Origin of the sequence: Serratia plymuthica (genome assembly GCF_018336935.1) — a bacterium.
Classification (GTDB): Bacteria; Pseudomonadota; Gammaproteobacteria; order Enterobacterales; family Enterobacteriaceae; genus Serratia; species Serratia plymuthica_B.
The window spans coordinates 1,166,515-1,190,060 of record NZ_CP068771.1 but is presented as its reverse complement, the minus strand read 5'-3'; the positions used below and the strand labels follow the sequence as shown (position 1 = coordinate 1,190,060).

Annotated in this window: 26 protein-coding genes; 19 read left to right on the top strand and 7 right to left on the bottom strand. The window is 57.5% G+C overall.

Annotated features, from left to right (window positions below; all coding sequences use genetic code 11):
- Positions 1–18 precede the first annotated feature (18 nt).
- The 5 genes from JK621_RS05670 to JK621_RS05650 all read left to right on the top strand — a co-directional run bounded on the left by JK621_RS05670 (position 19) and on the right by JK621_RS05650 (position 4,295).
- Positions 19–909 carry a LysR family transcriptional regulator gene (locus tag JK621_RS05670; protein WP_212558965.1) on the top strand — a complete coding sequence of 297 codons (891 nt, stop codon included), beginning with the start codon at positions 19–21 and terminating at the stop codon, positions 907–909.
- Between the two features lie 165 nt (positions 910–1,074).
- Entirely contained in the window at positions 1,075–1,518 is a 444-nt protein-coding gene (locus tag JK621_RS05665; protein ID WP_212558964.1) for an acetyltransferase, read from the top strand.
- A gap of 251 nt (positions 1,519–1,769) precedes the next feature.
- Positions 1,770–2,795: a methionine ABC transporter ATP-binding protein gene (locus JK621_RS05660; RefSeq protein ID WP_212558963.1), complete on the top strand. Its 1,026-nt coding sequence runs from the start codon at positions 1,770–1,772 to the stop codon at positions 2,793–2,795.
- A complete protein-coding gene (locus tag JK621_RS05655) occupies positions 2,788–3,456 on the top strand; it encodes a methionine ABC transporter permease (protein WP_212558962.1) in 669 nt (222 codons plus the stop codon). The genes JK621_RS05660 and JK621_RS05655 overlap by 8 nt, the downstream gene beginning before the upstream one ends.
- A 17-nt stretch (positions 3,457–3,473) precedes the next feature.
- Entirely contained in the window at positions 3,474–4,295 is an 822-nt protein-coding gene (locus JK621_RS05650; protein ID WP_432761929.1) for a MetQ/NlpA family ABC transporter substrate-binding protein, read from the top strand.
- Positions 4,296–4,340: 45 nt separating this feature from the next.
- On the opposite strand, the gene JK621_RS05645 is transcribed toward JK621_RS05650, so the two are convergent.
- A complete protein-coding gene (locus JK621_RS05645) occupies positions 4,341–4,985 on the bottom strand; it encodes a TetR/AcrR family transcriptional regulator (RefSeq protein WP_212558961.1) in 645 nt (214 codons plus the stop codon).
- A gap of 174 nt (positions 4,986–5,159) precedes the next feature.
- Between JK621_RS05645 and bhsA (JK621_RS05640) the strand changes: the two genes are divergently transcribed.
- From bhsA (JK621_RS05640) to JK621_RS05620, 5 genes are all read left to right on the top strand, one after another.
- Positions 5,160–5,417 carry a multiple stress resistance protein BhsA gene (gene bhsA / locus JK621_RS05640; protein WP_212558960.1) on the top strand — a complete coding sequence of 86 codons (258 nt, stop codon included), beginning with the start codon at positions 5,160–5,162 and terminating at the stop codon, positions 5,415–5,417.
- A 202-nt stretch (positions 5,418–5,619) separates the two neighbouring features.
- Positions 5,620–5,877, top strand: a complete 258-nt coding sequence (gene bhsA, locus JK621_RS05635; protein WP_212558959.1) for a multiple stress resistance protein BhsA — start codon at positions 5,620–5,622, stop codon at positions 5,875–5,877.
- A 113-nt stretch (positions 5,878–5,990) separates the two neighbouring features.
- Complete coding sequence (gene dapF, locus JK621_RS05630; protein ID WP_212558958.1) at positions 5,991–6,851, top strand: diaminopimelate epimerase; 861 nt, start codon at positions 5,991–5,993, stop codon at positions 6,849–6,851.
- Between the two features lie 97 nt (positions 6,852–6,948).
- On the top strand, positions 6,949–8,439 hold the full coding sequence (gene amyA / locus JK621_RS05625; RefSeq protein ID WP_212558957.1) for an alpha-amylase: 1,491 nt from the start codon (positions 6,949–6,951) through the stop codon (positions 8,437–8,439).
- Between the two features lie 124 nt (positions 8,440–8,563).
- A complete protein-coding gene (locus tag JK621_RS05620; RefSeq protein ID WP_212558956.1) occupies positions 8,564–9,412 on the top strand; it encodes a PA4780 family RIO1-like protein kinase in 849 nt (282 codons plus the stop codon).
- 28 nt (positions 9,413–9,440) lie between these two features.
- Here JK621_RS05620 and JK621_RS05615 read toward each other — a convergent pair whose 3' ends face one another.
- Positions 9,441–9,659, bottom strand: a complete 219-nt coding sequence (locus JK621_RS05615) for a DUF7661 family protein (RefSeq protein WP_212558955.1) — start codon at positions 9,657–9,659, stop codon at positions 9,441–9,443.
- A 68-nt stretch (positions 9,660–9,727) separates the two neighbouring features.
- Between JK621_RS05615 and JK621_RS05610 the strand changes: the two genes are divergently transcribed.
- Positions 9,728–10,543: an AraC family transcriptional regulator gene (locus JK621_RS05610; protein ID WP_212558954.1), complete on the top strand. Its 816-nt coding sequence runs from the start codon at positions 9,728–9,730 to the stop codon at positions 10,541–10,543.
- On the opposite strand, the gene JK621_RS05605 is transcribed toward JK621_RS05610, so the two are convergent.
- On the bottom strand, positions 10,540–11,133 hold the full coding sequence (locus tag JK621_RS05605; protein ID WP_212558953.1) for a LysE family translocator: 594 nt from the start codon (positions 11,131–11,133) through the stop codon (positions 10,540–10,542). The two genes, JK621_RS05610 and JK621_RS05605, sit on opposite strands and share 4 nt — an antisense overlap.
- 90 nt (positions 11,134–11,223) lie before the next feature.
- Positions 11,224–11,517 carry a (4S)-4-hydroxy-5-phosphonooxypentane-2,3-dione isomerase gene (lsrG, locus tag JK621_RS05600; protein ID WP_013812026.1) on the bottom strand — a complete coding sequence of 98 codons (294 nt, stop codon included), beginning with the start codon at positions 11,515–11,517 and terminating at the stop codon, positions 11,224–11,226.
- 188 nt (positions 11,518–11,705) lie between these two features.
- Here lsrG and lsrK point away from each other — a divergent pair, with 188 nt between their 5' ends.
- From lsrK to JK621_RS05565, 7 genes are all read left to right on the top strand, one after another.
- Positions 11,706–13,271: an autoinducer-2 kinase gene (gene lsrK, locus JK621_RS05595; protein WP_212558952.1), complete on the top strand. Its 1,566-nt coding sequence runs from the start codon at positions 11,706–11,708 to the stop codon at positions 13,269–13,271.
- 234 nt (positions 13,272–13,505) lie between these two features.
- The gene (locus JK621_RS05590) at positions 13,506–14,690 is read left to right on the top strand and encodes an MFS transporter (RefSeq protein ID WP_212558951.1); all 1,185 of its coding nucleotides are present in this window, start codon (positions 13,506–13,508) and stop codon (positions 14,688–14,690) included.
- Positions 14,691–14,750: 60 nt separating this feature from the next.
- Positions 14,751–15,644, top strand: a complete 894-nt coding sequence (locus JK621_RS05585) for a LysR family transcriptional regulator (RefSeq protein ID WP_212558950.1) — start codon at positions 14,751–14,753, stop codon at positions 15,642–15,644.
- A gap of 52 nt (positions 15,645–15,696) precedes the next feature.
- On the top strand, positions 15,697–16,158 hold the full coding sequence (locus JK621_RS05580) for a GNAT family N-acetyltransferase (RefSeq protein ID WP_212558949.1): 462 nt from the start codon (positions 15,697–15,699) through the stop codon (positions 16,156–16,158).
- Positions 16,159–16,216: 58 nt separating this feature from the next.
- Entirely contained in the window at positions 16,217–16,558 is a 342-nt protein-coding gene (gene yajD / locus JK621_RS05575; RefSeq protein ID WP_212558948.1) for an HNH nuclease YajD, read from the top strand.
- A 298-nt stretch (positions 16,559–16,856) separates the two neighbouring features.
- Entirely contained in the window at positions 16,857–17,492 is a 636-nt protein-coding gene (locus JK621_RS05570) for a division plane positioning ATPase MipZ (RefSeq protein WP_126481117.1), read from the top strand.
- On the top strand, positions 17,489–17,785 hold the full coding sequence (locus tag JK621_RS05565; protein ID WP_212558947.1) for a hypothetical protein: 297 nt from the start codon (positions 17,489–17,491) through the stop codon (positions 17,783–17,785). The genes JK621_RS05570 and JK621_RS05565 overlap by 4 nt, the downstream gene beginning before the upstream one ends.
- A 486-nt stretch (positions 17,786–18,271) precedes the next feature.
- On the opposite strand, the gene JK621_RS05560 is transcribed toward JK621_RS05565, so the two are convergent.
- Positions 18,272–19,195, bottom strand: coding sequence for a haloacid dehalogenase-like hydrolase (locus JK621_RS05560; RefSeq protein WP_212558946.1), 924 nt, complete (start codon positions 19,193–19,195; stop codon positions 18,272–18,274).
- 100 nt (positions 19,196–19,295) lie between these two features.
- Here JK621_RS05560 and JK621_RS05555 point away from each other — a divergent pair, with 100 nt between their 5' ends.
- Positions 19,296–20,030, top strand: a complete 735-nt coding sequence (locus JK621_RS05555; RefSeq protein ID WP_212558945.1) for a GntR family transcriptional regulator — start codon at positions 19,296–19,298, stop codon at positions 20,028–20,030.
- 40 nt (positions 20,031–20,070) lie between these two features.
- On the opposite strand, the gene bglX is transcribed toward JK621_RS05555, so the two are convergent.
- Together bglX and JK621_RS05545 are read right to left on the bottom strand one after the other, a co-directional pair.
- The gene (bglX, locus tag JK621_RS05550; RefSeq protein ID WP_212558944.1) at positions 20,071–22,368 is read right to left on the bottom strand and encodes a beta-glucosidase BglX; all 2,298 of its coding nucleotides are present in this window, start codon (positions 22,366–22,368) and stop codon (positions 20,071–20,073) included.
- Positions 22,369–22,484: 116 nt separating this feature from the next.
- Positions 22,485–23,414: a LysR substrate-binding domain-containing protein gene (locus tag JK621_RS05545; RefSeq protein WP_212558943.1), complete on the bottom strand. Its 930-nt coding sequence runs from the start codon at positions 23,412–23,414 to the stop codon at positions 22,485–22,487.
- Positions 23,415–23,546 lie beyond the last annotated feature (132 nt).

Below are 23,546 nucleotides of genomic sequence, written 5' to 3'. Positions count from 1 at the left end.
AAACACCAGAGGTTTATAATGGATCGTTTAACCAGCATGGCGGTGTTTGTACGGGTAGTGGAAAAAGGCAGCTTTGTCGCCGCCGCCGACGAGATGGCGATTTCCCCCACGATGGTCGGCAAGCATATTCGCTATCTGGAGCAGCGGCTGAACGCGCCGTTGCTGAACCGTACCACCCGCAGGCAAGGGTTGACCGAGGCCGGCCGGGTCTTCTATGAACGCTGCCGCCGCCTGCTGGCCGATGCCGACGCGGCCGAAGCCAGCGCAAGAGCGCTGTTAAGCTCGCCCAGCGGGCTGTTGCGCATCAGCGCGCCGGTCACCTTCGGTAACCGCGTTTTGACGCCGATCCTCACCGGGTTCCTGCAACAACACCCGGACGTAGAAGCGGAGGTGGTGTTGTCGGACCGCAAGGTGGATTTGATTGAAGAAAGGTACGAAGCCGCGTTTCGCATCGGGCCGGTCGCGGATGACGGCCTGGTGGCGCGCGCCCTGCCCGATTACCGCATGACGCTGGCGGCCGCTCCCGGCTATCTGGCGCAGCATGGCACCCCGATACGGCCGGAACAGCTCAGCGAGCACAGTTGCTTTGGCTTTAGTCAGTGGGACGGCAATCATTTTTGGCGGCTGCAAAGCGCGCGCGGGGAAATCAGCGTGCCGGTCAGGCCACGGCTGCGGATGGACTCCGGCGAAGGAGTGCGCCGTGCGGCGCTGGCCGGTTTCGGCATTGCGCTGCATGCCGGCATGCTGCTGGATGAGGATATCGACGCCGGCCGGCTGGTGCGCGTGCTGCCGGACTATTCGCCGCTGCCGCGGCCGATGCATCTGGTCTATTTGCCCGAACGGCGGCAATCGCCCAAGCTGGAAGCCTTTATCGCTCTGACCGTTGCCAGATTGTGGGGGCGCGCATAAATGCGCAATGTGGCGGTTGTCACCGGTACGCCACTGAATTACATTTTCTGTCCGGCTCACTGCAGAGGCGTTTTGCAGGGCGTTAACCCACGTTAATTCGGCATTAACCCCACAAAACCTCTATCTAACTTTTGTTTTTCTTCAACTTAGATAGCAGAGACTTCGATGATTACCCTCAGAGCACGCGCGGCGGAAGACAACGCGCAACTGGCAGATATTTGGCGGCGTTCCGTGCGCGCCACCCACCACTTTCTGACCGAAGATAACATTGCCCAACTGTTCCCGCTGGTGTTGAACGATTACCTGCCGGCCGTCGACGTTTGGGTGGCGGAAGATAGCCCCGGCCACCCTTGCGGTTTTATCGGGCTGAACGGCAACAAGGTGGAAATGCTGTTTATCGATGCGCAACAGCGCGGCAAAGGGGTCGGCAGAGCGCTGCTGGCGCATGCCGAAACGCTGCACGATGAGCTGTTGCTGGACGTTAATGAGCAAAACCCGCAGGCCAGCGGATTTTACCGCCACTACGGTTTTGAGATCACCGGCCGTTCCGCGCTCGACGGCCAGGGCAATCCCTTCCCGCTGCTTCATATGAAGCTCGAAAAGCGTTAAATAAAACAAATCGACCGAGGTTTACCTTGGTCGATTTTTTGTCATCACTTCCTCTCATGATTTGATATACCGAATCAGAATAACTAATAGATTTTACATTCTTCCTGTCACTATAAACCCCCGGTAGGATTGGCCCGTACTCACCAGAAACAGAATTTCCGCCTGCCTTTTACCCCCAGAAGCCGCCCCCTGTCCGGCGTGACTCGCTTCGGGCGGAATGCTGTGATGTTTTGATAAGGATTGGCTGTTCTATGATCGTTCTTTCGAACGTTTGCAAAACTTTTGACAGCGCGCAAGGCCGCGTTGTCGCGGTTGATGATGTCAACCTGGCCGTGGAGGCCGGGCAAATCTACGGCATCATCGGCTACAGCGGCGCCGGTAAAAGCACCCTGATTCGTTTGCTTAACGGATTGGAAACCCCCACCAGCGGCAGTATTCAGGTCGATGGCTTCGATATCGCGCACGCCAAAGGCAATCAACTGCGCCAGGCGCGGCTGAAAATCAGCATGGTATTTCAGCACTTCAACCTGCTGTGGTCCCGTACCGTCAGCCAAAATATCGCCTTCTCCATGCAAATCGCCGGTGTGCCCAAAGCGCAAATCAAGCAGCGGGTGGCGGAGCTGGTCGCGCTGGTTGGCCTGCAAGGCCGCGAGGATGCCTATCCTTCGCAGCTCAGCGGCGGGCAGAAGCAGCGCGTCGGCATTGCCCGCGCACTGGCCAATAACCCTGGCGTGCTGTTGTGCGATGAAGCCACCTCGGCGCTTGATCCCCAGACCACAGATTCGATTCTCGAACTGCTGCTGGATATCAACCGTAAGCTGAACCTGACCATTGTGCTGATCACCCATGAAATGCACGTGGTGCGCAAAATCTGCCACCGCGTGGCGGTGATGGAAAACGGCCGCATCGTGGAGGAAGGCCCGGTGATTGACGTCTTTACCCAGCCGCAACAGCCGATTACCCGGCAGTTCGTCAAGCAGGTTTCCCGGTATCAGGAAACCGAGGAAAGCTTCAATCCGCTGCTGGCCCAACATCTGCCGGGCGCCATTTTCAAGCTGACCTTTGTCGGCATGCAAACCCATCAGGCGGTGATTTCCGATGTGATCCAGCGCTATCGGGTGACCATCAATATCCTGCACGGCAAGATCAGCCACACCCTGAACGGTTCGTTCGGCGAGCTGTATATCCACGCGGAAGGCAACGACCTGCAAATCGACAACATGCTGAAATTATTGAAAGAACGAGATATCGCCGTTGAGGTCATCAAACATGATTGAGTCACTGTTCCCTCACCTGCGTATCGATCAATTGCTGAACGCCACCTGGGAGACCCTGTATATGACCGGCATCGCCGGGCTGGCGACGCTGGTACTGGGCATTGTGTTGGGAGTGATCCTGTTTCTGACCTCCCGGGGCCAGCTGTTGCAGAACCGTACGGTGTATTCGTTGATTTCGGTGCTGGTCAATGTGTTCCGCTCCATACCCTTCATCATTCTGATCGTGCTGCTGATCCCGTTCACCAAGACGCTGATCGGCACTATTTTGGGGGCCGACGCCGCCCTGCCGGCGCTGATTGTCGGCGCCGCGCCTTTCTACGCCCGGTTGGTGGAGATTGGTCTGCGCGAGGTGGATAAAGGCGTTGTCGAAGCGGCGCGTTCGATGGGCGCCAAAACCGGCACCATTATCTTCCGCGTGCTGCTGCCAGAGTCTTCTCCGGCACTGGTTTCCGGCATTACCGTCACCCTGATCGCACTGGTGAGCTACACCGCGATGGCCGGGGTGATCGGTGCCGGCGGGCTGGGCAACCTGGCCTATCTGGAAGGGTTTCAACGCAACCACGGTGACGTGACGCTGGTGGCGACGCTGACGATTTTATTGATCGTCTTCGTTATCCAGTTCATTGGCGACACCATTACAACAACGCTCGATAAACGATAAACAACTCAGGAATAATGATGATGAAAAAGCAAATGATGATGCTGGCCTTCGCCTCTCTGACCGCGTTGGCGTCCTTTGGTGCGGCGGCGGAAACCAAGCTGGTGGTCGGCGCGTCCAACGTACCGCACGCCGAGATCCTCGAGCAGGCGAAACCGATTCTGGCAAAGGAAGGCATCGATCTGGTGATCAAGCCTTTCCAGGATTACATTCTGCCGAACACGGCGCTGGCCAGCCACGATATTGACGCCAACTATTTCCAGCACGTGCCTTATCTGAACTCAGTGTTGAAGGATCATGCCGACGATAAAACCTATGATTTCGTCAGCGCCGGCGCCATCCATATCGAACCGATCGGGATTTACTCCAAGAAGTATAAAAGCCTGAAAGACCTGCCGGACAACGGCAAAATCATCATGCGCGACGCGGTGGCGGAAGAAGGCCGCATTCTGTCCATCTTTGAGAAAGAAGGCGTGATTAAGCTGAAGCCGGGCGTAAGCAAGGTGGATGCGCGCATCACCGACGTGGTGGAAAACCCGAAACACCTGAAATTCCAGGCTAACGTCGAAGGCGCGCTGCTGCCGCAGATGTACAACAATGATGAGGGCGACGCGGTAGTGATTAACGCCAACTACGCCATTGACGCCGGGCTGAACCCGACGAAGGATCCGATCGCTATCGAAAGCGGTGAAAATAACCCGTATGCCAACATCATCACCGTGCATAAGGCCGACGTGAACAAGCCGGAGATTGTGGCTCTGGTAAAAGTGCTGCACTCCAAGGCAATTCAGGACTTTATCCGCGAAAAATACAAAGGCGCGGTGATCCCGGTTAACCAGTAATTCAGATCAAGGCCGCAGCGATGCGGCCTTATCCTGACGCCTTCCCTAGACCTTATTCCCCACCTGGCTGAGACGCGGCCAAACCAGCATCAGCGCCTCCAGCAGGCGCAATAAATCTTCGCGGCTTGCCCCTTCGCGCGCCTGCACCGACATGCCTTCAATGGTGCAGATAATGTACTTCGCCAGTAATCCGGTGTCGGTTTTTGCCAGCAACTCGCCCTGCTGCACTTTACGGTCGAAGCAGGCCTTCAGGCTGGTTTCCTGCGAATGGTGCTTTTTACGCAGCATCATGGCGACTTCGTCGGAAGAAGATGACAGCGCGGCGGACGCACACACCATAAAGCAACCGGATGGCGTATCCGGATCGGTAAACACCTGCGCTGAAGAGCGGACGTAAGCTTCCACGATTTCCGCAATCGGCAGGTCCTGCTCCAACAGCTGATTGGTGCAGGTGGTGTATTTTTGCAGGTAACGTTCCACCGCAGCGCGGAACAGCCCTTCCTTGTTGCCGAACTCGGCGTACAGCGTTGGCGCCTTGGCGCCGGTCACCTCGACCAGATCGGCCAGCGACGTTGACTCGTAACCGTGCCGCCAGAACAGATCGAGTGCGCTTTCCAGCGCACGGTCGCGATCAAACTGCTTAGGTCTGCCGCGCGTTTTTTTGGCGCAGACCTCTTCATTGATACTCATAGACCCTCTCTTATCCCGCCCCGCAGCAGGGCTTCACAATTAAATTAACGATCATTATAAAAAAATATTGCGCTCCCGTCGAGAAGCGATTAACATTTAGTTATCGATCGTTAAGTAATCTTGACGACAGACATTGAAAACCCAATTTACGCATCTCGAACAGGAACTAACATCATGAAAAACTTAAAAATGACGCTTGCCGCTCTCGCTCTGGCCTCCGCTTCCTTCGGGACTTTCGCCGCCGATCTGGTGAACAGCCAGCCGGCAGACCAGCAAAAAACCGGTGTGATCACCGTCAGCGGCGCTTCCGATATTACCTCACTGGAAGCCAGTTTGGCGGAAAAAGCGGACGCAGCCGGTGCTAAGTCATTCCGCATCATTGGCACCGCTGGCGATAATCAACTGCACGGAACCGCAGTAATCTATAAATAACAATAGGTTAATCGTTATCTGCTGGGCCGATGGCGACAGTTTACCCTCCCGGAGACGACGATGAAAAGAAAATTAATTAACGAACATTAAAAAATAGTTGCAATACGCCGAACAGGCGTCTAACATTAAATTATCGATCGTTAATCAATTTAACGACCTTACCAAACAAACAACGTACAGAATAGAAATAGGAAATAAGACCATGAAAAACCTGAAAATGACCCTAGCAGCCATCGCACTGGCTTCCGTTTCTTTCGGTAGCTTCGCCGCCGAACTGGTTAATGCTCAACCGTCCGAACTGCAAAAAACCGGCGTGATCACCGTCAGCGGCGCTTCCGACCTGACCAGCCTGGAAAACAAACTGGCAGCCAAAGCGGATGAAGCCGGCGCCAAATCCTTCCAGATCATCTCAACTACCGGCGACAACAAGCTGCACGGTACTGCGATCATCTACAATTAATTGCTGAATCAGCAGTTGAGCAAAGAGGCGGCTTAAGCCGCCTTTTGTTTTATTCCCCCGCCAAAAATCTGTTGTAAGCTGTGGTTTTCTCTTACAGCGAGCCTGACAACGCCATGACTCCCCTGCTGTTCCATAAATATCACGGGCTGGGTAATGATTACCTGGTGTGCCACCGTTCGGTCGCTGCGCGGCTGAGCAACGAGCAAATCCGCATACTGTGCCACCCCCATTACGGCATAGGTTCAGATGGCCTGCTGATCGACAGCGGCGACAGCATCAATCCCAGCCTACGCATCATTAACCCGGACGGCTCGGAAGCCGAGAAAAGCGGTAACGGCCTGCGCATTTATGCCCGTTACCTGTTTGATATCGGCCGCGTCGGCCACCTGCCGTTTCTGGTACACACCGCCGGTGGCGACGTGCAGTGCCAGGTCGATGAAGATAAACACCAGGTGCGCGTGGATATGGGCCGCGCCAATTTCAATCCGGCTGCGCTGCCAGCGCTTATCGACTTGCCCGAAGCGCTCAACTATCCGCTGGCGCTGGCGGAGGAAACCCTCAGCGTATCGCTGGTGTCGATGGGTAACCCGCACTGCGTGGTGCCGGTAAACACGCTGGATCTGGCGCAGGTCCATCGGTTGGGGCCACAGATAGAAAATCATCCGCTGTTTCCCAAACGAACCAACGTACAATTGGTGGAAGTGATAGATCGCCATACGCTGAGTATCGGCATTTGGGAGCGCGGCGCCGGTTTTACCCTGGCCTCCGGCAGCAGCAGCTGCGCGGCCGCCAGCGTCATGCGCAAGCTGAATCGGGTCGATGACAACGTCAGCGTTCGGATGCCGGGCGGCCAGTTGCAGATTAGCTTTAGCGGGGATTTTCACGTCCGCATGCGCGGGCCGGTGCATAAAATCGCCAGCCTGACGCTGGACGAAGACTGCTTTATTGGCGGTGAAGGCGCCCTGCGTCATTGAATTTTCCCTTTTGCCAAAAATAGCTCATGCTAAAAGAGGATATGGCGGGAACAAGGCCAATCCCTTACCTGTTTCTGGCTAACCGGGATGCTGGCTCATGACGAAAAAAACCACGCTGCTGCAATTTTTTCATTGGTATTATCCCGATGGGGGTAAGCTATGGCAGGAAGCCGCCGAACGTGCACCGCACATTGCCGGGCTGGGCATCACCGATCTGTGGCTGCCCCCCGCCTATAAGGGCGCTTCCGGCGGTTATTCGGTGGGTTACGACAGTTATGATCTGTTCGATCTGGGCGAGTTCGATCAAAAAGGCAGCCGCGCCACCAAATACGGCGATAAAGAGGCGCTGATCCATGCCGCCGCGACGCTGCGCGACAACGGCGTGCGGGTGATTTATGACGTGGTGTTCAACCACAAGCTCGGCGCCGACGAGAAAGAACAGGTCCACGTGTACCGAGCGGACGTCAACAACCGCAACAATATCAACGATCAGGGCTTCGACGCGCTGGCTTATACGCGGTTTACCTTCCCCGGCCGCCAAGGCGCCTACTCCAAATTTATTTGGGATTATAAATGTTTTGGCGGGGTCGATTACGTTGAACAGCCGGATGAAAAAGGCGTGTTCAAAATCGACAATGACTACGGCGACGACGGCTGGAACGATCAGGTCGGCGATGAGAAAGGCAATTACGATTATCTGATGGGCGCCGACGTGGAGCTTCGCAACACGGCGGTGGCGGAAGAGCTGAAGTTCTGGGCGCGCTGGCTGATGGAAACCCTGCCGTGCGACGGGTTCCGGCTGGATGCCGCCAAGCACATTCCAGCCTGGTTCTTTAAGGAATGGGCGGACCATGTGCGCGACGCCGCACAGCGCGATCTGTTTATCGTCGCGGAATACTGGTCACACGATCTGGCCGCGTTACAGCAGTATATTGACCTGGTGGACGGCAAAGTGATGCTGTTCGACGTGGCGTTGCACCTGAAGTTTCATCAGGCCTCGAAGCAGGGTGACGGATTCGATATGGCGCAGATTTTCACCGATACTCTGACCGCCGCCGATCCGGCCCACTCGGTTACGCTGGTCGCCAACCACGACACTCAACCGCTGCAGTCGCTGGAAGCGCCGGTCGAGCCTTGGTTCAAGCCGCTGGCCTACGCCTTGATCCTGTTGCGTGAACAGGGGGTGCCCTGCGTGTTCTATCCCGATCTGTACGGCGCCAGTTATAAAGGTAAAGGCGGCGACGGCAAAGAATACCAGATTGATATGCCGGTGATCCCCGAGCTGGAAAAATTGATCCAGGCGCGTCAGCGCTTTGCCAACGGCGTGCAAACCGATTATTTTGACGATAAAAACTGCGTGGCCTTCAGCCGCAGCGGCACCGCAGACGCGCCCGGCTGCGTAGTGGTGCTCACCAACGGCGCAGAAAACGGCAAAGCGGTGTCGTTGGGCGCGGAGTTGGCGCATAAAACCTGGCGCGATCTGCTCGGTAACCGCCAGGATGAAGTCACCACCGACGATCAGGGGAACGCCACTTTCCCGGTAAACGGCGGCAGCGTCAGCGTCTGGGTGCTGGCTGAAAACCTGTAGCAAGACCGCCGTCGCGGCGATGAGTCACCCCGGCGGCAAAACTAATTTTTGCCTTTCAGGTCTAAATTGCGATATCACCTTAGCAAACCATTCACACAGGAGCCTAAATAGGGTACAAGGCTGCATGAAAATTCCAAAACGACTCCAGCCATTGGTAGATGATGGTTTAATCGACGACGTCATCCGCCGTTTAAAAAGTGGCAAAGAAGCCGACGTCTTTATCGTGCGCTGCGGCGAAGAGATCCGCTGCGCCAAAGTCTACAAAGAAGCAGACAAACGTAACTTCAAGCAGGCCGTCAATTATCAGGAAGGCCGTAAAGTGCGTAACAGCCGCGATGCCCGCGCCATGAGCAAAGGATCTAAATTCGGCCGCCAGCAGCAGGAAGAAGCCTGGCAGAATACCGAGGTCGATGCGCTGTACCTGCTCGCCAAAGCGGGCGTGCGTGTCCCTCAGCCGGATATTTGCCTGGATGGCGTGCTGCTGATGGAGCTGATCACCGACGAAGAAGGCCTGGTTGCGCCGCGCCTGAGCGATGTGAGCCTGACGCGGGAACAGGCGTTGGCCGACCACGCGGTGATGATGAACTATGCGGTGCGTATGCTGTGCGCCGGGCTGGTGCATGGCGATCTGTCGGAATTCAACGTGCTGATGGACAAAAACGGGCCGGTGATTATCGATCTGCCGCAGGTGGTGGACGCCGCCGCCAATAATCACGCCAAAAGCATGTTCGAACGCGATATCAACAATATGTCGAATTTTTACGGTCAATACGCACCGGAACTGCTTAACAGTAAATACGCCAAAGAGATCTGGGCGCTGTATCAGGAAGGCAATCTGACGCCGGAAAGCGTGCTGACCGGGAAGTTCGTGGAAAGCAACAAGCGCGCCGATGTCGGTTCAGTGCTTGAGGAAATCCAGGCAGCCAGCGAAGAACATCAGCGCCAGTTGATGGCCCGCAACGAAGAAGATTAATCTGCGTCCCGGCCATTCGGCCGGGGGCTTATTCTATCCTGAAAACGTCGGGGTACCTTTCGGTCGCCGCTTCATGGTAAATATCCCCCAGATAGCCGGCAATATCGGCCTCGGTCAACGCCTCCGGCAGCACGATGTCGTAACTGCGCGCGTATTTGCGCTCCGGCAGCGTCACGCGGAACAATTGCCACTCTTCCCCCACCCGCTTGACGCCCATCAGGCGACCGAACACATTAAAAATCATCATCCGCATTCCCTCCTTCACGCGTTTTAGGCTATAACAAACTAGCCCCGCCGTATTGAAAAGGAAAGATCGTGAGCGTTAATGCACCGCAGTTCTGGCGCGACCCGCAGTTGCCCTTTGTAGAGGCCCGCGCCATCGCGGATGGCCGCAAGGTTTGTTATGCCCCGCACAGCCATGAAATCTTTTCCATCGGCACCATCACCGACGGCACCAGCACTTATAGTAACGGCAGCCGGCAGTTGCAGGTCAGCGCCGGCGACGTGGTGATTATCAACCCGCAGCAGGTCCACGCCTGCAACCCGATCGGCGACCAGCGTTGGTCGTACATCATGTTTTATATCGATACCGCCTGGCTGGGCGAGCTGCAACGGGAGATAGCCGGCGGCGGCAGCGGCTTTATCCCATTCAAAGAAGTGCTCAGCCGCGATCCGCTACTGTTCAACGGCCTGAACCGGCTTTATGAACTCCTAGTCGACCCGCAATGCTGCCATCTGGAAAAGCACATTGCCCTGGTGGAGTATTTCACCGATCTGCAAATCCGTTTGGGCGAAGCGCACCCCCCCGCCGTGGCCACCCACCCCAGACTGGAAGCCGCGGCAGCCTTTATCAGCCAACATTGCACCCGGCCATTGACGCTGGAGGCGATCTGCCGGGCGGCGGCGCTGTCGCCTTCCTATCTGATCCGCGCCTTCAAGCAGCATTACGGCATGACGCCGCACGCCTATCTGGTGAATCGCCGTATCCAGTTCGGCCACCGATTGCTAAAACGCGGCTACCCTATCGCCGCAGCCGCCAGCGAAAGCGGCTTTGCCGATCAGGCGCACTTCCAGCGCACCTTCAAACAGTTGCTGGCCGCCACGCCCGGCCAGTATCAAAACCCGCGTTAAACGCCGTCGGCCAACAGATAGCAGGCGCTGGCCGCCAGCAGCAGCGCCATCAGCCGATTAAAACGCCGCACGTTGCGGGCTCGCTGCAACAAACCGGTCAGCATCGTGCCGGCGTAAGCCCAGCAGGCCACAGAGGCGTAACAGATAACGCCATAAATCACCGCGAACTGCCACAGCAGCAGCCTGTCGCCGTCGGCGACAAACGCCCCCAGGCTGGCCACCGACGCCAGCCAGGCTTTGGGATTCAGCCACTGCAATAGCGCGCCGTACCAGAATGACGGCGCCTGTCGCCGGTTGCCGCTGCCCAACGACCCGTCATCCAATGCCAGCTGATAGGCCATAAACAGCAAGAATGCGACGCCCGCCCACTGCATGACCCGCGTCATCACCGGCCACAGGGCCAGCAGTTGGTGCAACCCCAGACCAATCAGGATCAACAACAGGGTAAACCCCAGCGTGGCGCCAAGCACATGCCGCAGGGTAGCGTTAAAACCGAATTGCGCCCCGGCGCTCAGGGCAAGGATATTGACCGGGCCGGGGGTGATGGAAGCGGCCAGCGCAAATGCGGCCATGGAAAAGTAAATATTCATGATTACAAGCACCTGAGAAAAAGTTCACAGATGCCAGATTGCCGCCGGGGGGCGGCAAAGTATTGAACAGAATTACCCTGATGCAGCCGACTAAGCCGGCATCAAACCGATAAAGGTGGTTTTCTTGCGCGGGCCGGTCATCAGCGCCTCCAGTTTCTCCACGCATTGCAGATAGTGCGGGGTCTTTTTATGGGCGGCCACCGCCTGCTCATCCTTATAGGCTTCATAGATATAAAACCGCGTCGGGACATTTTCATCCTGCAACACGTCAAAGCGCAGGTTACCCGGCTCTTCGATCGCCCCCAGATGGTTGGCGCGGAAAACCTCGATAAACTCGTCTATTTTGTCCTGCTTAACGTTAATTTCGACCAAAGTGACGTGCATGGCGGCTCCTTGTTTAACCTTGAAATCACTGTTCTTTCAAACCATAGGTTTATTCCTCCTGATTTACCCTGCGCGGCGGCAATTTTGCAGGACAGCTCACAAATCCCGCCGCCCCCGAGTGTTGCTCACGCGAAGGCGCGAACCCGGCATCTATAGTTAAGATCCAAACCCCAAAGAGTGTGTGAGCTATGGATAACTATTTGATGGCGCTGGATGCAGGCACCGGCAGCGTTCGCGCGGTAATCTTCGATCTGGCGGGCAATCAGATCGCTCAGGGCCAGGCTGAGTGGCAGCATCTGGCGGTGTCTGGAGTGCCCGGCTCGATGGAGTTTGATTTAACCCACAACTGGCAATTGACCTGCCAGTGCATCCGGCAGGCGTTGCAAAATGCAGGCCTGACCGGCCAGGCTATCCGCTCTGTAGCCTGCTGCTCAATGCGCGAAGGCATAGTGCTGTACGATAGTAACGGCGAACCGATTTGGGCCTGCGCCAATGTGGACGCGCGTGCCAGCCAAGAAGTCAGCGAGCTGAAAGAGCTGCATAACCATCATTTCGAAAGCGAGGTGTACCAATATTCAGGGCAAACGCTGGCATTGAGCGCCATGCCGCGCCTGCTGTGGCTGGCCCACCACCGGCCGGACATCTATCGGCGGGCGGCGACGCTGACCATGATCAGCGACTGGCTGGCGAATATGCTGAGCGGCGAACTGGCGGTGGATCCTTCCAATGCAGGTACCACCGGCATGCTGGATTTGGTCAGCCGCGACTGGCGACCGGCGCTGCTCGATATGGCAGGGTTGCGCGCCGATATTCTGTCACCGGTGAAAGAGACCGGCAGCCTGCTCGGGCAGGTTACCGCGCAGGCGGCGGAGCAAAGCGGCCTGTTGCGCGGCACGCCGGTGGTGATGGGCGGCGGCGACGTTCAGTTGGGCAGCCTGGGGCTCGGCGTGGTGCATGCCGGGCAAACGGCGGTATTGGGCGGCACCTTCTGGCAACAAATCGTCAATCTGCCGGAGCCGGCTACCGACCCGGACATGAACATCCGCATTAACCCGCACGTGATCCCCGGCATGGCGCAGGCGGAATCCATCAGCTTCTTCACGGGGTTGACCATGCGCTGGTTCCGCGATGCCTTCTGCGCCGAGGAAAAGCTGATGGCGGAAAGATTGGGGGTGGACGCTTACAGCCTGTTGGAAGAGATGGCGGCGCGGGTGCCGCCGGGCGCCTACGGGGTGATGCCGATATTTTCCGACGCCATGCACTTCAAAACCTGGTACCACGCCGCGCCGTCGTTTATCAATATGTCGCTCGACCCGGAACGCTGCAATAAGCAAACCCTGTTCCGCGCGCTGGAAGAGAATGCAGCCATTGTCTCCGCCTGCAATCTGGAGCAGATCGCCAGCTTCTCGGGCGTGCAGGCGCACTCGCTGGTGTTCGCCGGCGGCGGGTCGAAGGGCAAATTATGGAGCCAGATCCTGAGCGATGTCACCGGCCTGACCGTCCGCGTGCCGGTGGTGAAAGAAGCTACCGCGCTGGGCTGCGCGATTGCCGCCGGCGTCGGCGCCGGGTTGTATGAATCTCTGACGGCCACCGGTGAAAAGCTGGTGCGCTGGGAGCGTGAATATCAGCCGGACAGCGCCAATCATGAACTCTATCGACAGCAAAAAGACACCTGGCAGCAGATCTACGCCGATCAGCTCAGGCTGGTGGATCACGGCCTGACCACTTCAATGTGGAAAGCGCCGGGGTTGTGATGCCTCTGGGCGCAGTCTGCTGCGCCCGCCGCATAAGCTTATGCCTATTGAGCATTTAACCTGCCGTTTCGCCGCAACCCGCCGTTTTGCTTGCCCCGCATGATTATTCCCCCTCAGAAACAGTGTAACTACGGAAAACGGATTTATCCGTCGCAAATGCCTGCGTAAATTGTGATCTCTGTCACTCCGCACTTTGCCGTGCGGCGTATGCACTCACCTGAGACGAGCGGTATTATGCTGAATAATAAAGATAAACCTGCATCATCACCCTGGTTGGCGATCTTCTCGCTGACGGTCGCCTGCTTTGTGATGGTCACCACCGAGTTTCTGCCGATCGGCCTGCTGACCAATATCGCGCCGTCGCTGGACGTCAGCACCGGCAGGGCCGGCCTGATGGTTACCGTGCCCGGCATTGTGGCGGCGATAGCCGCACCGGCGCTGAGCCTCGCGGCCGGCCGGCTCGATCGTCGCCTGCTGATGCTGGCGTTGAGTTTGTTGCTGGTGGTGTCCAATCTGGTTTCGGCGCTGGCGGTTAACTTCCCGATGATGCTGCTGGGCCGCGTGCTGCTGGGTATCTGCGTCGGCGGTTTCTGGGCCTTCGCCGCCAACTACGGCCGCCATCTGGTGCCGGAAGCCAGCCAGGGCCGCGCCACCGCGTTGATCCTGAGCGGTATTTCGGTCGGTGCTGTCTGCGGCGTGCCCGCGGGCGCGTTGATTGGCGACCTGTTCGGCTGGCGCGCCGCTTTCTTTGGCAGCGCAGTGCTGGCGGTAGGTGTGCTGTTGGCGCAGTTGCGCTTACTGACGTCGGTGCCGCCTACCCGGCCGGTCACACCGCGTGATCTGCTGCTGCCGCTGCGTTTGCCGATGGCACGCATCGGGCTGATTGCCATCGTCCTGCTGTTTATCGGCCATTTTGCCGCCTACACCTACCTGAAACCGCTGCTGCAACAGGTGTTTGTCCTCAGCCCGTCGGCGATTTCATTGCAACTTCTGGCCTACGGCGCCATCGGCCTGCTCGGCACCTTCCTCGGTGAACGGCTGGCAGAGCGCAGCCTGCGCGCCACCTTTATCCTGATCGCCGCCATGCTGGCCGCCATCCTGATCGTTTCGCCGTTCCTCAGCGGCATTGCCGGCGCCACGCTGATGGTGATGGTGTGGGGGCTGGCGTTCGGCGCCGTGCCGGTTTGCGCCACCAACTGGATGTTTGCCGCGGTGCCGCAGGCGCCGGAGGCCGGCCAGGCGCTGCTGGTCTGCGTGATCCAGATTGCGCTGGCCTCCGGCGCGCTGCTGGGCGGGGAAGTGGTCGACTGGCAGGGCGTCAGCAGCGCCATGCTGTTCGGCGGCGCCCTCACCCTTTCCGCCGCGCTGGTGTTCGGCTTGACCTTGCGTTCCGGCATGATTGGCGCTAAACAGTCATAATCATTGTCTGTCCACAGAAACCCCCCGGTGCTCCGACCGGGGTTTTGCACCGAGAGCGTTATGGATCATCATTTACTGGCCATCCGGGTGTTTAATCGCGTGGTGGAAACCGGCGGATTCACCCGCGCCGCAGACTCGCTGCGGATGCCCAAGGCCACCGTCACCAAGCTGATCCAGAACCTGGAAGATCACCTGCAAACCAAGCTGTTCCAGCGTACCACCCGCAGCGTGTCTGTCACTCCTGAGGGCGAGTGTTATTACCAGCGCACGGTAAAGTGGCTGGCGGAACTGGAACAGATGGAAGGCTGCATGACCGAATCCCAGAGCGCGCCGCAGGGCGTGTTGCGCATTGATGCCGGCGGTTCTACGGCGCGCCAGTTGCTGGTGCCGGCACTGCCGGATTTCATCGCACGTTATCCGCAGATTCAGATTGATTTGGGCGTCGGCGATCGCTTGATCGATCTGATCAACGACAGCGCCGACTGCGTGATCCGCAGCGGCCCGCTGGCCGACTCCAGCCTGATTGCCCGCCGCCTGTTCGAGCTGGAATGGGTGACCTGCGCCACGCCAGCCTATCTGGCGCGTTACGGCACGCCGAAGCACCCTTGCGATCTGGAGCTGGGCTATCCGTTGGCGCACTACCGCCATGCGCTGAACGATCGCATCCAGCCGCTGCACTTTGTTGACCAGGGCAAAGAGATCGACATCCAGCACCGCTATCATGTCAGCGTCAACGAGAGCAACGCGCTGCTGGCCGCCGCGCTGGCCGGCCTGGGCATCATCCAGACCTTCCGCTTTATGGCGCAACCGCACCTGGACAACGGCGAGCTGGTCAGCCTGCTGCACGACTGGCAACCGCCATCCGAGCAAATGTACGTGGTGTATCCCTCCAACCGCCATCTCAGCGCCAAGCTGCGGGTGTTCATCGACTGGGCGGTGGAAGCCTTTAAATAGCCGGCAACTGCGGCTATAGTTGTGCATTCTTTGGGCAACAAGAACTTAAATCATGCGTATCGAACGACTTTCCGCACACCGCCAGCGCATTGGCGAACTGGCTGCTTTGCTGCATCAGGAGTGGCGTGATTTCTCGCCGTGGAGCAGCCACGAGAAAATCAGCCAACGCTTTGAACAACGCTGCGAACCGCAACATTCCGGCATGACGTTGCTGGCGCTGTCACCGCAACAACACATCCTCGGCACGGCCAGCCTGGTCATTTACGATCTGGCGGATAAACCGGAGCGCAAATTCTGGTTGGGCGAAGTCTTCACCCATCCTCAGCACCGCGGTTTGGGCATCGCACGCCGTTTGATCGACCAGTGCATTACCCACTGCCAACAGAAAAATATCGCCGAACTGTATCTCTACACCCCGGACCAACAGTCGCTGTATCAAAAGTTGGGCTGGCAACCGCTGGAACAACGCCAGGTTTCCGGCGAAGAAGTAACGGTGATGTGTCGCACGCTGTAATCCGGCGCTTTGTGATAGTATTGAGCGTAATATAGTTATCATTCTACAGGCACTCACCATGGCATATATTCCCAAAAACTACGCAAGGCTGGAGACCGGCTACCGCGAAAAAGCGCTGAAAATTTTCCCGTGGGTCTGTGGGCGCTGCTCGCGTGAATTCGTTTACTCCAACCTGCGCGAACTGACGGTTCACCATATCGATCACGACCACAGCAACAACCCGGAAGATGGCAGCAACTGGGAAATGCTGTGCCTGTACTGCCACGACCACGAACACTCCAAGTACACTGAAGCAGACCAATATGGCTCAACGGTGATCGCCGGTGAAGACGCGCAAAAAGATGTCGGCATTGCGACCCATAATCCGTTCGCCAACCTGAAATCGATGTTGAAAAAGTAATGCCGCCGCTGCGGATGCGTGCTGTCGCATCCGCAAAAACAAATAAGCTAACAACTTATTAAGTTAATAAAAAAGCAAATAATCCTTCCCTCTATCGCATTTCCCAGAGCATTCCTACTTACCCACTTGATAAGTTACCAGCAAAATAAGCTGCAAAGTTAACGGCATACTGACTTGGCAAGCAGCCACGGTTGGTGCATATTGTCCATAAGTTGTTCTTGTTAACCTGTTTAATTATCAACCTAATAAGCAAATTAACTTAATAAGTTATCAGCTTAATAACTTGAGAGATGGCAGCATGATTGTTTTGATTGGCTCGCAAAAAGGTGGCGTAGGGAAATCGACCAAGGCGGTCAATATCGCCGGATATCTGATCCTCAAACAGGGGAAAACCGCCATCATCGTCGATGCTGACGATCAGAAATCAATCATGACCTGGTATAACGATCGCCAGAATGTGGAGGGCCTGCCGCATATCCCGGTAGTCGCCGCCTCGGGAAAAATCAAAGAAACCCTGCTGGAATTGGATCGTCACTACGATTATGTGATTGTCGACACCGCCGGCCGCGACAGCGCCGAACTGCGCTCCGGCCTGCTGGCCGCCGATCTGTTCCTCTCCCCGCTGCGCCCGTCGCAGATGGATCTCGACACCATCGGCTATCTGTCGGAAATGTTCGCCACCGCGCAGGAATATAACGAGAAGGTGAAAGGCTACATCGTGTTGAACATGTGCCCGACCAATATCTTTATTAACGAAGCCAACGAAGCGGCGCAGGTGCTGAGCGAGTATCCGGAATTTACCCTGGTCAGCAACCGCCTGTGCGACCGCAAGATTTACCGCGATGCCTGGGGCGAGGCGATTACCGTACACGAGGCGCACAACGCCAAGGCGCAGGCGGAAATCGAAAGTCTGGTGAAAGAGGTGATCCTGTGAAAAAGCGCACCCCGACCCACCGCATGTCGGAAGACGAGTTTATCAACAGCGCCACGTCGCACACCCTGCACACCCCCGTTGCCGAAGCCAAGCCTCAGGGCCGTAAACGCACCTACAAGGCGATTTCGGTCAGCCTGACCGACAACCACGTCGACGCCATCGATGAAATCATTGTGCAGGCGGCACGTAACGGCGTGGTGCGCATTACCCGTTCCGACATCATCAAGCTGGCCATTGACGGGCTGGCCGAAAAGAGCGAAGAACATCTGCTGCAGTTGCTGAAAAAGCTGTAATTAGCCTCACAGCCTGCCAGCTTAATAAGTTGGCAGGCTGATAATATGATTTTACAGCCCATTACCGGCAACCGCACATTGGTAACCCTGGATCTCTCCAGTTGACCCCAGATTCAAGTCGGTCAATGTTAAACGGTTGGCCAGCAAAATCATCTCACCTTTAGGGCTCACCGCCAGCGCCAACCTCTAAAAAAGTACCGTTGGCTTTCCTGGCTGAAAATACCGCCTCGCGGTTTTGATCGCGTTCTACCGGGCCAAATCGTACTTCGCACTTTTATTTGTACGCCGGAAGAACTGCTGCCGATCCCAACATTGCAAAGCTGCATTTCAGGCTATGTCGCCATGAGCATAGGCGAAGGCATGAGCGATTTTCCCCGCAAAGCAAACTGTCCGTTGCCGATAAAAAGTCGGCAACTTAATTATTTATTAACTTAACAAGCTAATAGATTAAGCACGGCTCTGCGCAGAGCCGACGCGTTTTACCGACTAGCGGTTAACCGAGCGAGCCATGCGGGTATAGGTGTGGCGCACGCCGCGGATCGCCACGCTGTAGGCGAAGATGTTTTCCGGCAACGCCAGCCCCAGATAACCGGTATCGCCAATGTGGTGCAGATCGGCCCCGGCCATTTTGCTCATCAGGGCAATCTGGCGGAGGGTTTGTACGTCGGCGCCTTCCTGCGACGTTCCGATAGCCGTCATGGCCAACGCACCCTGTTGCTGGGTAAACGCAATCAACGCCGCCACCTTTTCCTGCGACATGCCGGGAATGGTGCCCGGCGCCGGCAGCAGGACGATGTCCGCGCCGTTTTCGACAAACAGAGCGATGTCCCGCTCATTGATCAACTGGCTGCCGCTTTCACGCACAATGCCGGCGCCGTGCATTTTACCGGTCACCAGCACCAGCTTGTCCCCCACCTCATCGCGAATCTGCTTCAATGCCGCGGCGATAGCCTGGTTGCTGACGCCATTATCGGGATTGCCGGTCAGCACCACCATGCGGGCGCCGAGCTCATAAAGCTTGCGCGCGTTCTCTGCAGTGGCGGCGCGGCCCGCCGTCATCTGCCAAAATTCATTGTGCGTAGAGGCGAACGCCGGATCCACCGCTTCCAGATTGACCCCGATAACCCGCCCGGTCAGCCGCTGCAACTCGCGCAATACCTCCTGCGGCGGCACCCCGGCGGGCAAACCTTCGATGCGCGGCTGGTTTACGTCAAACAGGTTCAGCAACAGCATATCGGCGCCCTGGCTGGCCGCCAGCTCCGCATTGGTGACGTTATTGAGCAGCGGCTGCGTCACGGCAATGCTTTCACTGACCAGGATCCGCCCTTCACTGGCGCGAATGGCGTAAAGCAAATTGTCTTTGGTGATGTTGGCAAGATCGGTGGCGGTACAGTCGAGGTATCTTTTCATCGTCAAGCTTCCGGTTATGATTACTGTACCAATTATGTACCACTTAGTTTTCGTCGGCACAAGTGGTATACTCGATGGTCATTTCGTGGGGAAGATGCGTATGGATGAAAAACTGGCCTTGCTTCAACCGGACTCGGCAGACAGCACGCCGATTTATCTGCAACTGGCAAAAAAAATAAGGGCCGCCGTGGAGTCCGGGCAGTGGCGTTCCGGTGATGCGTTACCTTCAGAAAGAGCGCTGATGGACGCTTTCGGCATTGCGCGGGGGACGGCTCGCCGTGCATTTCAACACCTTGAACAGGATGGCGCCATCAACCGCAATCGTGGTTCCGGTACCTTTATCGCGCCGCGCTTCGCCCCCGCGTTGCCGTTGTTGGAAAGTTTTACCGAGATGGTGGAGCCGCAAGGTTTCAGGGCGCAAAGCGAACTGATTGGCTTTCTGCGGCGCGGACCAACGGCAGAAGAAATGCAGGCGTTACAGCTGAGTGACGAACAGGATGTGGTCGAACTGGTGCGCTTGCGCAAGGCCGGCGAGATCGCCATTGCCTTACAGTATTCGGTGCTTCCCGCCACTATGTTGCCGGCGAGCGGCCTGCCCGAAGAGTCGTTGTATCACTATCTGCACGCCATCGGTCAACCCATTGTGCGTGCGACTCAGCGTTTTCGCGGCGAGATAGCCGATAAATCCGTCGCCCGCTATCTGGCGCTGGAGGTGGGTGAACCGCTGCTGCTGGTGACCCGTACCGGGTTCACCCAAGATGAACACCCCATCGAATACACCCGCAGTTGGTGTTTGAATGACTACTATGATTTTGCGCTGGAATTGAAAAGATAAAAAAACCCTCTCCCACCCTGGTGAGAGAGGGCAATACGCTTTACTGCAACGTAAAGCTCTGTGCCTGTACGTTGTCGGAATCCAGGCCGACAAACACGTTGAACTTGCCCGGCTCCGCGCCCCATTTCAGGCTGGCGTTGTAAAACTTTAGATCCTCTTCGGTGATCGGCAGCTCCACCTGTTGCGATTGACCGGCTCGCAGCATCACCTTTTTGAAGTTGCGCAGTTCTTTCACCGGGCGGCTGACCGAAGCCGTCACGTCCTGCACGTACAGCTGCACCACGGTGGCGCCGTCATATTTGCCGGTATTCTTCAGCGTGACGCTGGCGGTCAGTTTGCCGTTGCGCGCCATCGTCGGGCTGGAAAGCTTGAGATCCGACAGGCTGAAGGTGGTGTAACTCAGGCCATAACCAAAGGGATACAACGGACCGTTAGGCGAGTCGAAATAGCGCGACGTGTACTTGCCCGGATTTTCCTTGCCGAACGGACGGCCGGTATTCAGATGGTTGTAATACATCGGGATCTGGCCGACAGAACGCGGGAAGGTCATCGGCAGCTTGCCCGACGGGTTGTAGTCGCCGAACAGCACGTCGGCCACCGCATTGCCGCCCTCGGTGCCGCTGTACCAGGTCTCCAGCATCGCATCCGCCTGCTGGCTTTCCCAGCTCAGCGCCAACGGCCGGCCATTCATCAGCACCAGCACCAGCGGTTTGCCGGTCGCTTTCAGCGCGGCGATCAGATCCCGTTGGTTTTGCGGAATAGTGATGTCGGCGCGGCTGGACGCTTCGTGCGCCATGCCCTGCGACTCACCCACGACCGCGACCACGACATCGGCCTGCCTGGCCGCCCGTACCGCTTCATCAATCATCTGCTGCGGCGGACGGGTATCAAACACCACCGCCGGCTCATACTCGTTCAGATAGTCGATAATGCTTTTGTCCTGGGTAATGTTGGCGCCCTTGGCGTAGAGGATCTTCGCCTTGTCGCCCACCGCATGCTCCAGCCCCTGGCGAAGGGTCACCGACTGTTTGACCACGCCGGCCGCCGACCAACTGCCCATCACGTCACGCTGGCTGTCGGCCATCGGCCCAACCAGCGCAATGGTGCCTTGCTTGCTCAACGGCAGCGTCTGCTTGTCATTCTTCAGCAACACCAGAGTCTTGCGCGCCACTACGCGCGCTTCTGCGCGGTGCAGACGGCTTTCGGCATTGGTGTCCTGCGGATCGGAACCTACCGGGCCAAGGTGGTTATACGGGTCTTTGAACAGGCCCATATCATATTTGGTGTTCAACACATCGCGGCAGGCGCGATCGATATCGCTTTCCGAAACCAGCCCGTCCTTCACCAGTCCCGGCAGGTATTGGTCGTAGTATTCGTCGCTCATGCTCATGTCGACGCCGGAAGTGATCGCCAGCCGCACCGCATCGCGCGCATCTTCGGCCACGCCGTGCTTGATAAGCTCTTTAATCGCGCCGTGATCGCTAATGGTAATGCCGCCAAAGCCCCACTGGCTGCGCAACAGATCTTTCAGCAGCCACGGGTTGGCGGTGGCCGGAATGCCGTTGATCGAATTGAGCGATACCATCACCCCACCGCTGCCCGCGTCCACCGCTGCCTTATACGGCGGTAAATAGTCCTGATACATTCTCAGCGGGCTCATATCCACGGTGTTGTAATCGCGGCCGCCTTCGGTGGCACCATACAGCGCGAAATGTTTAACGCTGGCCATCACTGAACCGGGCTGAGACGGATCGCCGTTCTGGTAAGCATCGACCATCACTTTGGCAATTTTGGACACCAGCCAGGTGTCTTCGCCGAAGCCTTCCGATACCCGGCCCCAGCGCGGATCGCGGGTGATGTCGACCATCGGCGAGAAGGTCATGTTCAGGCCGTCATCGCTGGCTTCCTGCGCCGATACCCGGCCACTGAGCGCGATGGCTTCGAGATCAAAACTGGCCGCCAGCCCCAGGCTGATCGGGAAGACGGTGCGTTGACCGTGCACCACGTCGTAGGCGAAGAACAACGGGATTTTCAGGCGGCTGAGTTGCATCGCCTGATCCTGCATGGCGCGGATATCCGGCCGGGTGACGGTGTTGAAGATGGCACCAATCTGGCCCTTGCCGATGCCGTCGCGGATCGCTTCTTTCGGGTTATCCGGCCCGACGCTGATTAAGCGCAGCTGGCCGATTTTTTCTTCCAGCGTCATCTTTTTCATCAGGTTGGAAACGAAAGCATCACGCTGCTGGGCATTAATTCCTTGCGCCGCCCCGCTCTCCTGCGCAAAAACCGGGCTGATGGCCAGGCCGGACAGCAAACTCACCACACAAAGCCATTTCATATTTTTTTGTCTCAGGCATGTTCCCGCCGCAGCCTGCGACGGGGAGGATTAATCAAAGTGAAAAAGCAGTGTGACATACTCTTTTTCACCGCAGAAATAATTTGTAATGTTAAAGGTTACAAGCTGTTAGCGGCGGCGGACAAGCCATTCTTCAGCCGTGCGCGGCTTTGCTCCGCCTCTTCCCCCAGGAAATTAACCAGCGTGGCTAATGTCGCGGGCATCACAGCCCGTTCAGGATAGACCAAATAGTAGGCCGCGCCGCTGACCACGCTGAGCGGGAACGGCGTAACAACGCGCTGCGCCTGGATATCCTCCTCCAGCAGGCACAAGTCGCCGATGGCGATGCCAAAACCTTGCAGCGCGGCACTCATCGCCAGATCCAGAGTATCAAAATGCTGCGCCTTGCCGGAAGGCAGCGTCTCCAGCCCCGCCGCCTTCAACCACAGCAGCCAGTCGCGGCGATCGCGCGTGGGGTGCAGCAGGGTTTTCTCCGCCAGATCGGCCGGGGTTGGCGGGCGGGCCAAATCGGGTAGGTAAGACGGCGTGCAGACCGGCGTGAGGATTTCATCGAACAGGTGATGCACCGCCAGCTTTTTCCCCTGCGGCTGGCCGAACACCACCGCAGCATCGAAATGCTCTGCGCTGAAATCCAATCCGTGCGATACCGAGGCGGTCAGTTCGATATGCATTTCCGGACGCTCGTTTTGCAACCGGATAATGCGCGGCAACACCCAGCGCATGGCGCAGGTCGGGCACTTGATGCGCAACGTGCCCGGCTGCGCGCCAATCCGCGTCAACGCCTCGCCCAGTTGCCCCAACGCCTGCTGCACCGGCGCCAGCAACATGGCGCCCTGCGGGGTCAGCGTCAGCCCGCGCGCCCGGCGGCTGAACAGCGGATAGCCCAGATGCTGCTCCAGCCCGAGGATCTGACGGCTGACGGCGCCTTGCGTCAGGTGCAGTATTTGGGCGGCATGAGTGAAATTAAGGCGCTGGGCCACCACCACAAAAGTTTTCAAAACGTCGAGCGACGGCAGAGATGTCTGCATAGCGGGTTCCTCGATATCCCCGAAATGACAAGGATTCCCCCAATAATTGGAACGACATCAAGGCGGCCAGTGAACGCTGCTTGCAGCGGCCCCGTCAGGGGTGAGGCCCAGGCATGGGCCGAATAACGCAGC

Bases quoted from the DNA above. Each gene is read 5' to 3' on its own strand.
- JK621_RS05620 (WP_212558956.1), top strand. From the start codon at position 8,564: ATGAAAATTCCAAAACGACTCCAGCCATTGGTAGATGATGGTTTAATC.
- JK621_RS05605 (WP_212558953.1), bottom strand. From the start codon at position 11,133: ATGAATATTTACTTTTCCATGGCCGCATTTGCGCTGGCCGCTTCCATC.
- bhsA (WP_212558959.1), top strand. From the start codon at position 5,620: ATGAAAAACCTGAAAATGACCCTAGCAGCCATCGCACTGGCTTCCGTT.
- JK621_RS05650 (WP_432761929.1), top strand. From the start codon at position 3,474: ATGATGAAAAAGCAAATGATGATGCTGGCCTTCGCCTCTCTGACCGCG.
- JK621_RS05645 (WP_212558961.1), bottom strand. From the start codon at position 4,985: ATGAGTATCAATGAAGAGGTCTGCGCCAAAAAAACGCGCGGCAGACCT.
- lsrG (WP_013812026.1), bottom strand. From the start codon at position 11,517: ATGCACGTCACTTTGGTCGAAATTAACGTTAAGCAGGACAAAATAGAC.
- amyA (WP_212558957.1), top strand. From the start codon at position 6,949: ATGACGAAAAAAACCACGCTGCTGCAATTTTTTCATTGGTATTATCCC.
- JK621_RS05590 (WP_212558951.1), top strand. From the start codon at position 13,506: ATGCTGAATAATAAAGATAAACCTGCATCATCACCCTGGTTGGCGATC.
- JK621_RS05665 (WP_212558964.1), top strand. From the start codon at position 1,075: ATGATTACCCTCAGAGCACGCGCGGCGGAAGACAACGCGCAACTGGCA.
- bhsA (WP_212558960.1), top strand. From the start codon at position 5,160: ATGAAAAACTTAAAAATGACGCTTGCCGCTCTCGCTCTGGCCTCCGCT.
- JK621_RS05670 (WP_212558965.1), top strand. From the start codon at position 19: ATGGATCGTTTAACCAGCATGGCGGTGTTTGTACGGGTAGTGGAAAAA.
- JK621_RS05585 (WP_212558950.1), top strand. From the start codon at position 14,751: ATGGATCATCATTTACTGGCCATCCGGGTGTTTAATCGCGTGGTGGAA.
- bglX (WP_212558944.1), bottom strand. From the start codon at position 22,368: ATGAAATGGCTTTGTGTGGTGAGTTTGCTGTCCGGCCTGGCCATCAGC.
- JK621_RS05560 (WP_212558946.1), bottom strand. From the start codon at position 19,195: ATGAAAAGATACCTCGACTGTACCGCCACCGATCTTGCCAACATCACC.
- JK621_RS05555 (WP_212558945.1), top strand. From the start codon at position 19,296: ATGGATGAAAAACTGGCCTTGCTTCAACCGGACTCGGCAGACAGCACG.
- lsrK (WP_212558952.1), top strand. From the start codon at position 11,706: ATGGATAACTATTTGATGGCGCTGGATGCAGGCACCGGCAGCGTTCGC.
- JK621_RS05615 (WP_212558955.1), bottom strand. From the start codon at position 9,659: ATGATGATTTTTAATGTGTTCGGTCGCCTGATGGGCGTCAAGCGGGTG.
- JK621_RS05655 (WP_212558962.1), top strand. From the start codon at position 2,788: ATGATTGAGTCACTGTTCCCTCACCTGCGTATCGATCAATTGCTGAAC.
- JK621_RS05570 (WP_126481117.1), top strand. From the start codon at position 16,857: ATGATTGTTTTGATTGGCTCGCAAAAAGGTGGCGTAGGGAAATCGACC.
- JK621_RS05545 (WP_212558943.1), bottom strand. From the start codon at position 23,414: ATGCAGACATCTCTGCCGTCGCTCGACGTTTTGAAAACTTTTGTGGTG.
- yajD (WP_212558948.1), top strand. From the start codon at position 16,217: ATGGCATATATTCCCAAAAACTACGCAAGGCTGGAGACCGGCTACCGC.
- JK621_RS05580 (WP_212558949.1), top strand. From the start codon at position 15,697: ATGCGTATCGAACGACTTTCCGCACACCGCCAGCGCATTGGCGAACTG.
- dapF (WP_212558958.1), top strand. From the start codon at position 5,991: ATGACTCCCCTGCTGTTCCATAAATATCACGGGCTGGGTAATGATTAC.
- JK621_RS05660 (WP_212558963.1), top strand. From the start codon at position 1,770: ATGATCGTTCTTTCGAACGTTTGCAAAACTTTTGACAGCGCGCAAGGC.